Below are 15,132 nucleotides of genomic sequence, written 5' to 3'. Positions count from 1 at the left end.
GGATGGTGTGAGCTTTTGCATGATATACAGGTGCTACCCCTGAGCCTCTTCGGGAAACCGGAGCGTATTTCTGCGTTAAGGAAGCAAGAGGAGGAAATATAGTAATTTCCTCAAATTTGGGTGGTACCACGAGAGCCTTCGTCCCATTTGGCGGCGGGGCTTTTTTTGTATTGCTAAGTTTTATATTTTTATTAAAGGAGATATATTTATGCAATGGACAGGTCTTAATGATCTACGTGAAAAGTATTTATCTTTCTTCGAGAGTAAGAATCATACAAGAATGGCAAGTGCTTCACTTGTACCTCAGGGTGACAAGAGCCTCCTTCTTATAAATTCCGGTATGGCTCCTCTCAAGAAATTTTTTCTCGGACAGGCTACTCCTCCGAATAAAAGAGTGACGACCTGCCAGAAATGTATCAGAACTCCTGACATCGAAAGTGTCGGAAAAACCGCTCGTCACGGTACATATTTTGAAATGCTCGGAAACTTCTCATTCGGTGATTATTTCAAGACAGAGGCTATCGAATGGGCTTGGGAGTTTCTTACAAAAACTCTTGCCATTCCACCTGCGAAGCTTTGGATCACTATTTTTGAGAGCGACGATGAAGCTGAGCAGATATGGGAAAAGCATATCGGTATCCCCCATGACAGGATAATCCGCCTTGGCAAGAAGGATAATTTCTGGGAACACGGATCAGGTCCCTGTGGTCCATGCTCTGAGATACATTTTGACCGTGGTGAGGCTTACGGTCCTTTTGAAAGCTTCGAGCAGGCAAGCGACTGTGACAGAGTTATCGAGATATGGAACCTTGTTTTCAGTCAGTTCGACAGCGACGGAAACGGTCACTATGCCGAGATGAAGAACAAGAACATCGATACAGGTATGGGACTTGAAAGACTTGCCTGTGTAATGCAGGGCGTTGACAACATTTTTGAAGTCGATACAGTTCAGAATATAATGAAACACATTTCCTCCATTGCCGGAATTGAATATAAGAAAGATGCGAAGAAAGATGTTTCACTTCGTGTAATAACAGATCATATAAGAAGTACAACTTTCATGGTCGGCGACGGTATCCTTCCTTCAAACGAAGGTCGCGGCTATGTTCTTAGACGTCTGCTTAGACGAGCTGCACGTCATGGCAGACTTCTCGGCATTACTAAGCCTTTCCTCTGCGACGTATGCGATACAGTAATAAATGAGAATAAAAACGCTTATCCCGAACTTGCGGAAAAGCGTGATTATATCAAGAAGATAATCGGTGTTGAGGAGGAAGCATTTGCAAAGACTATAGACAAGGGTACAGAGCTTCTCAATCAGTTTACGGATAAGCTTGATTCTGAGGGCGGAAAGATTCTCTCAGGTGATGACGCTTTCAAGCTGTCTGATACATATGGCTTCCCGATAGATCTTACAGAAGAGATATGTGAGGAAAAAGGATTCACTGTTGACCGTGACCGCTTCACAGAGCTCGCAAAAGAACAGAGGGCAAGAGCCAAGGCGGATCATGCAGCCAAGGCTGGCTCTTCCTGGGCAGACAACAGCATAAAGGTTGACGCTCCTGCGACAGTATTCACAGGCTATACAGACTTTGAAGCCGCTGACGCAGAGATACTTGCTATTTATAAGAACGGCGCCGAGGTCGAAACAGCTGTTGAGGGCGATGATGTTGTTATAGTTCTCGACGTAACACCATTTTACGCAGAAAGCGGCGGACAGGTAGGCGATACCGGAATGCTCATAAATGGTGCAAATATCGCTTCTGTTGATGATACAATAAAATCTGAGGGACATTTCCTACACATTGCAACCGTAGAGCAGGGAAGTATCTCAAAGGGCGCCAAGGTGCTTGCGCAGATCGAAAAAAATCGCAGAATGGCTATAATGCGCAATCATACAACAGCACATCTGCTTCAGCACGCTCTCAGACAGGTTCTTGGAGATCATGTACATCAGGCTGGTCAGCTTGTTAACGAAAAAGCTTGCCGTTTTGACTTCAACCATTTCAGTGCAATGACTGATGAAGAAATTTCAAGAGTTGAGGATATAGTGAACTCTGAGATTATGGAGGCTTTCCCTGTTACAATGCAGGAGATGCCTATAGATGAAGCGAGAAAGCTTGGAGCTATGGCTCTGTTTGGTGAAAAGTACGGCGATACGGTACGTGTTGTTACAGCAAATAAGTCAGTAGAGTTCTGCGGCGGTACACATATATCAAATTCTTCTCAGATAGGTCTGTTCAAAATAGTATCTGAAAGCTCTGTTGCAGCGGGTGTAAGACGTATCGAAGCAGTTACCGGTACAGGTGTACTCGAACTGATGAATGGCTTTAAGGATACTATACTTCGCTCCGCAAAGGCGCTGAAGCTTGCTAATTTAAATGAACTGCCCGAAAAATGTGCTGCTCTTGCTGCTGAGGCTAAGGAAAAAGACAAGAAACTTGAAAGTCTTACACAACAGATAGCTAATTCAAAGACGGCCGCTCTCTTTGATAATGCAAAGGAGATCGGAGGTATAAAGATCGTTTCCGCGCGTCTTGACGGTTCAGCTCCTGACGCTCTCAGGAAGCTTGGTGACAGTGTTAAGGACAAGAATGAAGCCATTGTTGCTCTCTTCGCAGGCACTGTCGGCGAAAAAGGCACTTTCTACTGCGTTTGTACCGGCGAAGCAGTTGCAAAAGGCGCAAATGCAGGCAGCATAGTCCGTGAAATTGCTGCTGTAACAGGCGGAAAGGGCGGAGGAAAGCCGGACGGCGCTATGGCAGGTGCAGGAGATATCTCCAGGATAGATGAAGCTATGTCAAAATTTGCAGATGTAGTTTCTGGTATAATAAAATAACATAACGGACGGTATTTCCGGTTGCCGTAATAAAATCAATAATAAAGGAGAATTACTATGGACTGTTTATTCTGTAAGATAATCGACGGTGAGATCCCAAGCACAAAGGTCTATGAAGATGAATTTGTATTTGCTTTCAAGGATATTGCTCCTATTGCACCGGTTCACTATCTCATCATACCAAAGGTACATATCTCTTGTGCAAATGATATTACTGAAACCAATTCTTCTGCAGTTGCAAAGGTTTTTGAAGCAGCTGCTAAAATAGCAGAATCAGAAGGGATCGACAGCTATCGTATAATTAATAACTGCGGAGATGATGCTGGTCAGACCGTGAAGCATCTGCATTTCCATATGCTTGCAGGCGTTAAAATGGGCTGGGGACCTGAGTCGCTCGGAAAGACGGAATAAGGAGGAAACAATATGGCTGAAACATATAAAATGACTATTGCTGGACTTGAAAGAGAACTTCCTTTATGTCCGCTGAATGATAAAATCGATATTGCTGCGTTTGTAATGTTTTCGGATGTTGAGCTTACAGTGGCAGTTGCAGAAAAGCTTCTGAGTAAATCCCCGTATTTCGATGTTATACTTACAGCTGAATCAAAGGGTATTCCACTTGCTTTTGAAATGGCAAGAGAAAGCGGAAAGCCTTATGTCGTTGCGAGAAAATCAGTAAAGCTTTATATGACGGATCCTATTTCTGTTAAAGTAAAGTCTATTACAACTGCTGCAGAACAGACGCTTTATCTTTCGAAGGAAAAAGCTGATATGCTCAAGGGCAAGAAAGTCCTGATAGTTGATGATGTTATCAGTACCGGCGAATCGCTTCTTGCACTTGAAAAGCTTGTTGCTGAAGCCGGAGGAATAGTTTCGGGAAGATCTGCTGTTCTTGCGGAAGGCGATGCAGCTGACAGAAAAGACATCTGCTTCCTTGAGAAGTTACCGCTTTTCTTTAAATAAGGGTTAAGAAATATGAAGCGAAAAATGATTGGAGCTGCGGCAGCTTATATGGCGGGATTGTTTTTCGCTTCATTTTTTACAGATCCCGCTTTACTGTTAACAACCGCAGCGATTATAGCTGCTGCACTTTTAGCCGGAAGGAAATACGGCTTCAGGACGGCGGATTATATTATGATGACAGTATGCTTTGCCGCAGCCGTTTCTGTTTTCAGTATCTATACTCATATAAAATATGTGCCTGTTGTCAGAATGGACGGCTGTGAAGGAAGTTTCAGCGGTGATGTGGAAGAAGTACAGCATTACAGCAGTAACAACGCCCAATATATTCTTAAAGGAAAGATTAACGGGGATATAAATGCAAAAGTAACTCTTTTTGTTAATGATGTTGAAGCTGAAATAGGCGACAGAATAACTGTAGAAAACTGCATATTCTCCAAGCATTCCAAAGATTATCTTTTTGACAGTGAAAGATATTATAAACCGCGCGGTATTTTTCTTTCCATTGACTCTGCAAAAGGTGTAAATGTCCTGCATACTTCTGAAAGAAGGTTCAGTAGAAATATTGAAATCTTCAGGGAAAGGATCATTTCTGACTTTAATACTTATCTTGGGAAAGACAGCGGCGATTTTCTTGCAGGTATGGTGTTCGGTGAAAAGCGCGGTATGGATTCAAATATAAAAACAGCGGTTTATCGGTGCGGTATAGGTCATGTACTTGCTGTATCGGGACTTCATGTTTCAATTGCCGTTTTTGTAATTATGAGTATTCTGAGATTATTCCATATCAATAAGTTCGTATCTTTTGTGTTGATGGAATTGCTTCTCATGTTTCTTGTTACTATGGCGCATTATCCGGCATCAGCGATAAGAGCGGCTATAATGATGAATTTTCTCTATGCAGCGCATCTTTTCCTGAGGCAGAATGATACCTTCAATTCGCTTGCCTGCGCTGTATTGTTGATATGCCTGGCACAACCGTATATTGTGTATGATACCGGATTTATCCTATCTGTAGCAGGTACTTTCGGAATAGGCGTTTTTGCACCATATATGACAAAAAATATGCCGACTGACACTCGATTGCATAAATTAATGTCAAATGCAGCTGTTATGCTATGTACAACACTCAGCGTGTTTCCGTTTTCACTGTTATTCTTTGACGAAACATCTCTGATTTCACCAATTACCAATTGTCTGATCGTACCACTCTGCTCAGTTTCTATGGTAGCTGGGCTAATTTATGCATTAACAGGCGGTTTGATAGATCTGCTTTTCATTTCAAAGTTCATAAACGATTTCATTCTTCTTTTTTCTGATAAGGCTGCAAGACTGCGTTTTTCGCATTTTTCAAGTGAGAGTACTGCTTTAATCGGCGGTTTATTGATATGCGTAGTTATAACTGCATTGGTTGTTGCTGTTTTCCGCAGAAGATATTTGGTTTGCTGTACAGTTGCGTTATCACTTATATTTTTATTTATTTCATCGGGATTTGTACGCTCAATCAGAAACAGGAGCACTATTATAGGTGTACTCGGAAAAGGAAATAATGCAGTTTTGGTGATAAGCAGCGGCGGAACCGCGAATATAATTGATCTGAGCGGTCACTATCGTTCGGCATCATATGTAAGGAAATACCTTATGAAAAACGGTATAAACAGCGTTGATACCGCAGTTTTTACAAACAGGATACAATCTTCATATGCAAGCTATGCTAAGGAACTTGATTTTATAAGTGTAGGAAAGTGGCTTGTATCGGGAGAAACCAGTATTGCGGCCGCAAATGCCGATATAAGCTGCTTAGGCGATAAAGATGCCGTTCTTTTAATGAATAACTGTAATATTTCTTTGTCTGAAAGCATTGTTTCTGTAAAAACAGATACTGTAAATATTTCTTTCGTATCAGACAACAGTCATACGGTTGAAGCGAATTCTCTGACCGTCAAATACGGAAAAGCTGCCAGTGGCAAAGAAAGCGCAGGCAAAAACACGATTTTGTTGAACGAACAGAATAATTTTGAGATAATACTGTCAGATTCTGGCAGCTGTGATATAAGGAGACTGTAATGCCGCAGATAGATCCAAAGACTTTAAAAGCCCAGCTTTCAAAGGGCGAACTAAGCAATCTTTATTATATTTTTGGCTGTAATATTCCTGAAGTGGAAAAGCTGACCAAGCAGATAATCCGTGCGGCAGTAGGAGATAACGAGGATTTCGCTCTTAATAAGATAAACGGCAAAAATCTTGATTTCTCCGAACTGTATGATATGATACAGATGATGCCGATGATGTCGGAATATAATTGTATTCTTATCAATGACTATAACTGTGAAAAGCCGAGAGAGGTCATGGTAGGTCTGAAAGCTGAAGATCTAAATAAAAAGCTTCTTGATACAATAAAGGAACTTCCTTCACAAACAGTTGTTATATTTAATGTTACTGGATTTGAGATACCTGTCAGATCTGACTACAAAACCGGCAGAAGTATCATAAAGGACAAAAACAAAAAGCTTGCTGACTATGCCGCAAAGGCGGGAATCCTTGTAGAATGTCCTGTCAAGAGTGGAAATGAACTTGCAAAGGATATTGCGTCAGGCGTTTCGGCAAGGGGAAGTCTCATATCACTTGATACGGCACACAAACTTGCAGATATGTGTCAGTACGATGCATTGACGATACGCAATGAAATAGACAAGCTGTGTGCTTATTCAGGTAATAAGGAAATTACAGCAGATGTGCTTGATAATCTTGTCCACAGGCAAAGCGATGCAACATTTTTCAAGCTTGCCGACGCAGTAGCGGCATTCAACAAGAGCTCCGCTTTTGAGGCGCTTGATGAAATGATGCAGGATAAAGACAACAGGGGAGCCGTTCTTGCAAATATAACTGCATCATTTACAGATATGTACCGTGCTGCCTGCGCAAGAAAAAGCGGCAAGCAAGTAAATGATGTCAGGGAAGACTTCGGATATGTCTGGGAATTCAAGGTAAAGAATGCTTTCCGTGACAGTTCGCGTATGAGCATAAAAAGGTTAAGAGAATGTATAAAAATACTGCGCGATACAAATATCATCCTTAATTCCGGTGTTGTCGACGAAAAAGTCATACTTGAACAAGCAATCACAAAAATACTTATGACTAAAAATTAGCGGAGGAAGCAATGATAAAGATCAGTGAAGCTATTATAGTCGAGGGAAAGTATGATAAGATAAAACTTTCCTCAATAGTTGATGCAGTCATAATTATCACTAATGGCTTCGGGATTTTCAAAGATACTGAAAAACTTGAACTGATTCGCTATTATGCCAGAAAGACCGGAATTATAATCCTTACTGATTCGGATGCGGCAGGGAGGAAGATAAGAGGCTATATCAAGAGCGCTGTAAGTGAAGGCAAGATAACAAATGTATATATTCCGGACATTCTCGGAAAAGAAAAGCGCAAAGACAAACCTTCTGCCGAAGGGAAACTCGGCGTCGAAGGAATTGAAACAAAAATATTGCTTGAGGCGTTCAGCAAATCCGGAATAACTGCCTCCGAGGAGGTTAAAACCTCTGATATAACAAAGTTTACCTTATATGAGCTCGGATTAAGCGGAAGTCCGAACAGTCGTGAGCTTCGCGCAAGACTTCAGGAGAGCCTCGAACTTCCGCATCAGTTGTCAGCCGGAGCTCTGATAGAGGTACTTTGTACTATGATGGACAGTGAAGAGCTAAAGCGCTTGACTAATATAATAAAGGAGGAAAACAATGGTATATAGCAGTTTGCTGTATATATACGGATTTCTGCCTGCAGCCTTACTGCTGTATTACATTACACCCAAAAAGCTGCGTGAGCCGGTACTGCTGCTTTTGAGTATGCTTTTCTGCAGCATGATAAGCCTGTATTTCCTCATTTTTTTAGCTGTATTTATTTGTGTAAATTACGGATGCGTCAGATTGATAAACAGATTGCGTAAAAATGAGAATCTTGCTGCAATTCCTATGACTATAGGAATAATCTTTGACCTGCTTGCGCTGTTTGCCTTCCGTACAGCATATTTTTCGTGGCTGCACAGAATTATCAAGGCACCCTATAGTTTTTATCCGATAGGGATATCTTTCTTTACACTTTCGGCTATAGGTACTCTTATAGACGCATATAAAGGCAAGGTCAAGGCAGAGATATCTTTTATAAGATTTGCACTTTTTATTATTTTCTTTCCCAAAATCATAATGGGACCTCTTCTTAGATACAGTACCTTTTCAAAAATCATAGACAAGCGAAGATTAAGTTTGTCAGGCATCGGCATTGGGATGACAATTTTTGTAAAAGGATTTGCCAAAAAGGTTATCGCCGCAGATAATCTTTATATGCTTTTCCAGTCAGTTCAAGCCGAAAATGCAGAAGATTTATCCGCTGCAACAGCATGGCTCGGCATTATAGCCTACGTTTTCTGCCTCTATTTTACACTTTCGGGATTAGCCGATATGGGTACTGGTTGTGCATACTGTTTTGGTATTAGAATGCCGCAGAGCTTCAATTATCCATTGCTCAGTCCAAGAATAAAGTATTTCGCGGCACGGTGGCAGTCACAGGTAGTACAATGGTTCAGGAGGTATATAACCAAGCCGCTGTACAGTATCTGCCGCAGAAAAATAGTAAGAGAAATAATTTTTGTTTTCGGATGGGCGCTATTCGGATTTTGGTACACATTTGAACTCAATGGTATGATATGCGGCAGTATACTCGGATTATTCCTGATAATCGAAGCAAGGCTGAGAGAAAAGAAAATCATGGAACTGACCGGTATTTTCTATACATTTCTCGTTGTTGTTCTGTGTGCTGTTTTTTTGTCAGGAGACAGTCCTGCGTATTCGGGACGATACCTTCTCACAATGATCGGCGCATATGGCAATCTTGCCGATTCTCAGACATTCTATCTGCTCAAGTCCTATATTGTACTGATCTTACTTGCAATGTATGCTTCTACTGATCTTTTCAGGAATCTGATGTTGAAATCAGGCAAAAGAAAAATCAAAGCAGCTGTAACCATTGTATCTCCGTTAATTGTTGTTGCGCTTCTAATTATCTGTACCGCACTTATTTCATACAGCGGAAGCTCAGGAATACTTCTTATGAAACTATAAGGGGAAATCTTATGACAAAGATCGCAAAAGTAACAAGCAGGATAACTGCGGTTCTTACACTTTCATTTATAGCGGTTATTTCTTTTGCAACTATTTTTCGTGAAAAGGAAAAATTTTCAGTTACAGAAAACCGTGTACTGACAGATTTTCCGGTTTTGTCCGCAAAAGGTCTTTTAGATGGTTCTGACATTGAACAGCTTGGGAACTATATTACGGATCATTTGGCGGAAAGAAGCAAATGGATATCGGCAAAAACCGTTATGCAGACGGAACTGTCTGAGCAAATTGTAAACGGAGTATATGTGAGCGGCGCAAGACTGCTTGATGCAGATACGTCTCTCCGTACTCCTGCACCATTCAATGCTGTTGTATTGAACAGCTATTCCGAGTATTATAACGGAACAGTTTATTTCACAACGATACCAAGTTCTTCCGGAATTTATGCCGATGTTCTGCCTAAAAATGCAAATGCACGTTCAGAAAAACAGCAGATATCCTCATTTTATGAATTACTGTCCGGTGATATAAAAAAGATCGACGCATACAATATCCTTAAAATGCTGAATGAAAACTATATTTTTTACAGAAATGATACTAAATGGACATCATACGGAGCATACTGTGTATATAAAACTGTTATTCAGAAACTGGGATTCAAGCCGATCTCATATGATAAATACAATATAGAACATATTACTGATAAATTCAGAGGCAATCTCTATACAAGAACGCTTTCTGAAAAGACAAAAGCTGATACAATAGATATTTTCAAATGCCGCGATGGTGCTTCTGTAGTTTCTTTCAAGAAAACAACCGACAGTGGTTGTACAGACGTATCAGATCTTTATGACAGAAGCAAACTCGATTCAAGTGATATGTATTCGGTATTTCTCGGTGATCCGGCTCCGTTTATTGTAATAAACACCTCTGTAAAAAACGGAAAGAAAATACTTGTTGTCAAGGACAGCTACGCGAACTGTTTTATACCGTTTCTTACACAGCATTACAGTGAAATTGCTGTTTTATCTCCTGAAGATATGAACGGAACACTTTCGGATTATGTAAATATCAATGATTACAGTCAGACGCTTTTTATGTTTGGTATTGAAAATCTCGTAAACAGTAAAGAGCTTGAAAAAATAACAGAAAGGAACTGATTTTATGAAAGCATTGATAACCGGCGCAACATCAGGTATTGGACAAAGCTTTGCAGCAAAACTTTCAAAAAAAGGCTGGTCTCTCGTTCTTACGGGAAGAAATGAGGAAAAGCTGAAAGAGCTCCAGAAATCTCTCGGCGGCTGTATCGAGATAATTGCCGCTGATCTTTCCACACGTGAAGACGTTTTTAAAGTTTATGAATTTTGTCGTAACAAGGATATCGATATGCTTGTAAATAATGCAGGATACGGACTGTTCGGAAAATTTGACGAAACGGATCTTGAAGATGAAGTCAATATGATAAATGTTAATGTGACAGCTCTTCACATTCTCACAAAGCTTTTCTTACGTGATTTCAAGAAGAAAGATCATGGTACCATTCTTAATGTTGCCTCAGCAGCTGGTTTTATGTCAGGCCCTCTTATGGCAGCGTATTACGCTTCAAAGAACTATGTCCTGAAACTTTCTGTCGCAATATATGAGGAACTGAGAAGAGATCATTCAAATGTAAGTATAACTGTTCTTTGTCCCGGACCTGTTGACACCAATTTTAACAACCGTGCTGGGGTAAGCTTTTCTGTAAAACCGATCACAGCTGATTATGCAGCAGGTTATGCTCTTAAAAAGGCATTTAACGGGAAGCTTTTCGCTATACCGGGACTTACAGTACAGCTTGGAACATTTGCTTCGCGTTTCCTGCCTGATAAACTTCTTGCTGCTATTGTATATAACATTCAAAAAGCCAAAAAGACTTCTGACGGAAAGGAAAAGGCTCTTAAACAATGAGAGATATAAGCTACAGGGTCGCGCTGGGCGGTATAGTATCCGCACTTTGCCTTGTGACAATGTTCATGGCAGGAATACTGCCTGCGCTGTACCTGCTTCTCCCAGGAATAGCCGGTATCCTTCTGATGATAATAGCTGTTGAAGTCAGTACAGGATGGGCTTTCCTTACTTATCTTGCGGTAAGTCTGCTCGCACTGTTTATAACCTTTGACAAAGAGGCGGCTTTGATATTCATTCTTTTTTTCGGACATTATCCTATTCTGAGATTTTATATACAAAGAATAAAGCCTGATTTTATAAGACTTTTTGTAAAACTGATTATATTCAACAGCTGTATAATTGCTTACTTTTATACAACTGTTTACATACTTGGTATGCAGGAAATGCTTGAAGAATTTGATGATTTCGGAAAATATGGCGCATATATCATGCTCGGGATATCAAACCTTGTTTTTTTGTTTTACGACTTTGATCTTGATCTGACGTATAAGATATACCGTAAAAGACTTATGCCAAAGTTCCGCAAAAAAAGATAGATCGTACCGTTTATTGCTTTAAATGGTACGATCGTTTTATTATACTTGATTTGTTTATAAATATATGCTATAATAAAAACAGTAAATTTGATTTGGAGTGATAAAAATGAACACAATTGCGATTATCGGAGCAATGCCGTCAGAACTTACGGATATACGTGAAATGCTCGGCATAGGGGAGATAAAGCACATCTCCGGTTTCGATTTTTATATCAATGAAAAAAGCGGCAAAACAATTATAAATGCTTGCTGCGGCATTGCCAAGGTTAACGCAGCACTCTGTACACAGGTGATCATCGATAACTTTCACCCTGATTGTGTGATTAATACAGGTATAGCAGGCGGAATGAACAGTGCAGTCAAGGTATGTGATATCGTAATCTCTACGGAAGTTCTGCCTCATGATCTTGATCTTCATTTTCTCAAGGATTATCCTCCTTATTGCGGTATTTTCAAGGCTGATGAAACACTGATGAGTACCGCTGAGAAGGTTTGCAGGGAATCAGGCGTAAAGTCATTCAGAGGTCGTATTGTTTCCGGTGAGACATTTATTTCAAGCAACGAAGTAAAAAATGCTATACTTGAAAAATTTGATCCATATGCTGTTGATATGGAAAGCGCTGCAGTCGGACATTGCTGTTATCTCAATAAGCTTCCCTACGTCAGTGTTCGCTGCATTTCCGACAATGCCGATGATGAAGGTGCAATGTCATTTGACGAATTTGAAAAAATTGCAGCTAAGCGTGTTGCTGAGATCGTTCTTCGCATGGCTGAGCTGCTTTGAAAGGAGTAACATATTATGAAAAAAACTATCTCAATTATCACATCAACTGTTCTGGTCGCAGGTATAACTGCTTCATTTGCGGCAAATGCTGCAGATACAGCAGATGTACCGGAATACAATCCGTACTTCAATTTTCAGGTTGACGAAGGAAGTGACTACGAAGTTTTAAGAGGCGGTGTTGTTTTTATCAATACAAAGGCAGCATCATCTGACAGTATATCTGTTCCATGCGCTATTTACCTTAATGATGAGCAGAAGCTTGCCGGAAAGGTTCTTGCAAAGTGGCAGTGTGAAAAGAAGGGAATCGTGCTAAAGGATCTGTCAAATCCGATAGATAACAAAAAATACGGAAAAGCACCATTTTCTTACTTCAATGAAAATCCGGACGAAATTCTGCTTAAGGACTATAATGAAAACGGCTTAAATATTCATGCTGTAGCATATTCAACTATGTCCGGTGATCCTATGGCTCTTACAGGTGATTCCGCAGCCGATTATCCTATCGCTTGTTTTAACGCTGCTCTTGAAAAAGATGCTGAATTCGGAAGATATACTGTCGAAGTTATAAGCAAGCCTGATTATTATTCATCTGTAACTCCAAGATATGAAGATAAAACTATCATTAAAAGTGTTGATATGGCCGGAAAATGTGAAGATCTCATCATAAATGTTTCCGACAGAAAGCTTGGAGATGTTAACGATGATGGTTTTGTAGATGCGGTAGATGCATCAAAGATACTTTATGAGTATGCAGTTACATCAGCTTCCGGAGAATCATCAATGACAGAAAGTCAGAGGGCAGCTTCAGATGTTGACGGAAATAAATTTGTTGATGCTGTTGATGCAAGCCGTGTTCTCGGATTCTATGCATATGTTTCAAGCGGCAGCGAGGATATGACGCTCAATTCATTTATCAAAAAGAATTGAATCCATAAATAACCAAGAAAAAAGCTCAGTTTTTACTGAGCTTTTTATATTTACTATTGTTTAAGGATCTTATCAAAATCAAGGATATTTTCCCAGTCCATAAAATCCTTTGCGGTAGATGCGACAGCATAATACTCAAGAATAATCGAAGCGTCAAGCACGTCAACTTTATTGTCCATATTAACATCGGAAAGCTTTTTTAGCTTTTCTGTAGGCTTATATGTCCTTGATGCGGCAATATTGGCATAGATGTTAAGGACCATGGAAGCGTCAACCGAATCTATCATTCCATCTTCATTTACATCGCCAAGATCTCTGAAACATATTATGTCAAAAGAGAAAATCGGCTTATTATCACCGATGGGATATACAGATATAGTGGCTTTGTCACTTTTTGCGAAAGCAGCAGACAGCGCGACAGGTTTAGCGACACAGCTTGACGAAATATCTATTGTTTTTTCTTCGGATATAAATTTTCCGTCTTTATCCTTTTGGGGAGTCTGTACAGAAAGATCTATATATACCTGCATTCCGTCAAGGAGCACTTTTCCGTTAGTAGAAAAATATCTGTACTTGTCAGGCTTCTTTGTATAGTATATTTTAGCTGTTTTTGAAAGGGGATGTAAAGTATAGTCTTTATCTGCCACTTTAGGAGTTATATCCCATGAAGAAAAAGCCAATTCAGTATTGGAATCCAGATGTTTATCAAGTGAACTTGTATCAACAAGGCTGTAATCAATAGCTGAACCTTCTTCAACTTCGATAGTTTTCAGAGTTTTACCTTCAAAATCAAGAAATGTTATATTATATTTTTTTACAGTTGTCGGCTCAGTGGTAGTTGTGGTTCCTGATGCAGATGAGGTCGCAGTTGCAGTAGAATCAGCCGATGATGTACTTGTAGTCGTTGAAGCTGCTGCTTCGGATGCTCCATAGACTTCATAACTGTCATGTGAAGCAGTATTTGCTGCAATGTAAACCAGCGACAGAAGAACAGCCGAACTTACAGCTGCAAGTATATTTTTCATTAACATATATATTCCACCTAACTGTTTCCAACGCAGAATAATCTGCAGAATTTTGAAAGCCTTTCACAAACACGGGCATAATGGTCGAGCTTTAGCTTTCTCATCATAAAATTAGCATATAAAAAGCGTTGCGTCTCTTCATCAAAGGCATATATAGCAAACAGAATGATCTCATCCTCAGCAAGATCAGCCGCAGCTTCCTGAGCCATCAATGAATATTCATTAAAGCGTTCTTCGATATCATCAAGCCTGTAAAAGCCATGATATACGAAATCGATATAAAGATCAATATCCATAATAAGATTCGTTAAGATTATTTATCATCGTTTCTGTTTTGATTATTATTTTTTTTCGCTGTTATTTTAAAAGAAATATAAGCGGTTATCACTGCGGTAACGATAAATACCGTAACCATGATAAATATAATCATTCCCTTGGAAACTTTTTCAGATGATGTGCCATCTGCTGCAAATGCGATTGCTTGCGAGAAGGGAACAGATAAACATATTAACATACTTGATAAAAAAACCGATATAATTTTTTTATAAAGCTTTTGCATATTACCAACTCCATTATATTATTATATCATATTCTTTTTGTTTTGTCCATAGAAAAGCGGTTTAATATGTTCGCTCAAAATATTAATTTTTCGTAAAAACTGCGTAAAATCGTACAAAATAATATTTGATTCAAAATATACCAAAAATTTTTTCAGAAAATACTTGACAAATCAAGGATATGGTGATATAATATATATCGTTGATTGCGATGATTACTCGTCTGGGTGTGGCGCAGTTGGTAGCGCGCTACCTTGGGGTGGTAGAGGCCGTGGGTTCAAGTCCCGTCACTCAGACCAGATGCGATCAGCATAACCCCGTAAACCGGTACTCAATGAGTACCGGTTTTTTTATAATCAAGTCAGATAAAAGCAAGTCCCTTAAACTTTATAAATGTTTAAGGGACTCTTTTATTTGTATTTTTATTCCTG

General features: G+C 39.8%; 15 protein-coding genes, 1 tRNA gene and 1 other annotated feature (1 of these 17 running past the window's edge). Of the genes, 13 read left to right on the top strand and 3 right to left on the bottom strand.

Translation table 11 applies throughout. The annotated features are described in order from the left end of the window. Positions 1-149, top strand: a binding site (T-box leader); it begins 51 nt to the left of the window's first position. Positions 150-208: 59 nt separating this feature from the next. The 12 genes from alaS (at position 209) to QZZ36_RS00480 (ending at position 13,119) form a co-directional block, all read left to right on the top strand. Beyond that, entirely contained in the window at positions 209-2,839 is a 2,631-nt protein-coding gene (gene alaS, locus QZZ36_RS00535) for an alanine--tRNA ligase (RefSeq protein WP_295075075.1), read from the top strand. A 57-nt stretch (positions 2,840-2,896) separates the two neighbouring features. After that, complete coding sequence (locus tag QZZ36_RS00530) at positions 2,897-3,250, top strand: histidine triad nucleotide-binding protein (RefSeq protein WP_295075072.1); 354 nt, start codon at positions 2,897-2,899, stop codon at positions 3,248-3,250. A 12-nt stretch (positions 3,251-3,262) separates the two neighbouring features. Next, on the top strand, positions 3,263-3,802 hold the full coding sequence (locus QZZ36_RS00525; RefSeq protein WP_295075069.1) for a phosphoribosyltransferase family protein: 540 nt from the start codon (positions 3,263-3,265) through the stop codon (positions 3,800-3,802). Positions 3,803-4,051: 249 nt separating this feature from the next. Further along, a complete protein-coding gene (locus QZZ36_RS00520; protein WP_295075066.1) occupies positions 4,052-5,866 on the top strand; it encodes a ComEC/Rec2 family competence protein in 1,815 nt (604 codons plus the stop codon). Next, positions 5,866-6,948 (top strand): DNA polymerase III subunit delta, encoded by a 1,083-nt coding sequence (holA, locus tag QZZ36_RS00515; RefSeq protein WP_295075063.1) that lies wholly within the window; start codon positions 5,866-5,868, stop codon positions 6,946-6,948. Before QZZ36_RS00520 ends, holA begins: the two co-directional genes overlap by 1 nt. Positions 6,949-6,959: 11 nt before the next feature. After that, the gene (locus QZZ36_RS00510) at positions 6,960-7,559 is read left to right on the top strand and encodes a DUF4093 domain-containing protein (RefSeq protein ID WP_295075060.1); all 600 of its coding nucleotides are present in this window, start codon (positions 6,960-6,962) and stop codon (positions 7,557-7,559) included. A 178-nt stretch (positions 7,560-7,737) separates the two neighbouring features. Further along, entirely contained in the window at positions 7,738-8,928 is a 1,191-nt protein-coding gene (locus QZZ36_RS00505; RefSeq protein ID WP_295075057.1) for an MBOAT family O-acyltransferase, read from the top strand. An 11-nt stretch (positions 8,929-8,939) separates the two neighbouring features. After that, positions 8,940-10,085: a DHHW family protein gene (locus tag QZZ36_RS00500; RefSeq protein ID WP_295075054.1), complete on the top strand. Its 1,146-nt coding sequence runs from the start codon at positions 8,940-8,942 to the stop codon at positions 10,083-10,085. 4 nt (positions 10,086-10,089) lie between these two features. Then, positions 10,090-10,872 (top strand): SDR family oxidoreductase, encoded by a 783-nt coding sequence (locus tag QZZ36_RS00495; RefSeq protein WP_295075051.1) that lies wholly within the window; start codon positions 10,090-10,092, stop codon positions 10,870-10,872. Beyond that, positions 10,869-11,408: a hypothetical protein gene (locus QZZ36_RS00490; protein WP_295075048.1), complete on the top strand. Its 540-nt coding sequence runs from the start codon at positions 10,869-10,871 to the stop codon at positions 11,406-11,408. The genes QZZ36_RS00495 and QZZ36_RS00490 overlap by 4 nt, the downstream gene beginning before the upstream one ends. A 106-nt stretch (positions 11,409-11,514) precedes the next feature. After that, complete coding sequence (locus QZZ36_RS00485) at positions 11,515-12,192, top strand: 5'-methylthioadenosine/adenosylhomocysteine nucleosidase (RefSeq protein ID WP_295075045.1); 678 nt, start codon at positions 11,515-11,517, stop codon at positions 12,190-12,192. A gap of 15 nt (positions 12,193-12,207) precedes the next feature. Next, a complete protein-coding gene (locus QZZ36_RS00480) occupies positions 12,208-13,119 on the top strand; it encodes a dockerin type I domain-containing protein (protein WP_295075042.1) in 912 nt (303 codons plus the stop codon). Between the two features lie 53 nt (positions 13,120-13,172). On the opposite strand, the gene QZZ36_RS00475 is transcribed toward QZZ36_RS00480, so the two are convergent. The 3 genes from QZZ36_RS00475 to QZZ36_RS00465 are packed head-to-tail and all read right to left on the bottom strand — an operon-like array spanning position 13,173 to position 14,703. Further along, complete coding sequence (locus tag QZZ36_RS00475) at positions 13,173-14,150, bottom strand: dockerin type I domain-containing protein (protein WP_295075039.1); 978 nt, start codon at positions 14,148-14,150, stop codon at positions 13,173-13,175. Between the two features lie 11 nt (positions 14,151-14,161). Further along, positions 14,162-14,440, bottom strand: coding sequence for a hypothetical protein (locus QZZ36_RS00470; RefSeq protein ID WP_295075037.1), 279 nt, complete (start codon positions 14,438-14,440; stop codon positions 14,162-14,164). 17 nt (positions 14,441-14,457) lie between these two features. Next, the gene (locus QZZ36_RS00465) at positions 14,458-14,703 is read right to left on the bottom strand and encodes a hypothetical protein (RefSeq protein ID WP_295075034.1); all 246 of its coding nucleotides are present in this window, start codon (positions 14,701-14,703) and stop codon (positions 14,458-14,460) included. A 221-nt stretch (positions 14,704-14,924) separates the two neighbouring features. On the opposite strand from QZZ36_RS00465, the gene QZZ36_RS00460 reads away from it, so the two are divergent. Further along, positions 14,925-15,000 (top strand) — tRNA-Pro (locus QZZ36_RS00460). Positions 15,001-15,132: the final 132 nt, after the last annotated feature.

Source organism: Ruminococcus sp. (assembly GCF_016287535.1).
Lineage (GTDB): Bacteria > Bacillota > Clostridia > Oscillospirales > Ruminococcaceae > Ruminococcus.
This window is presented reverse-complemented; position numbering and strand designations above follow the sequence as displayed.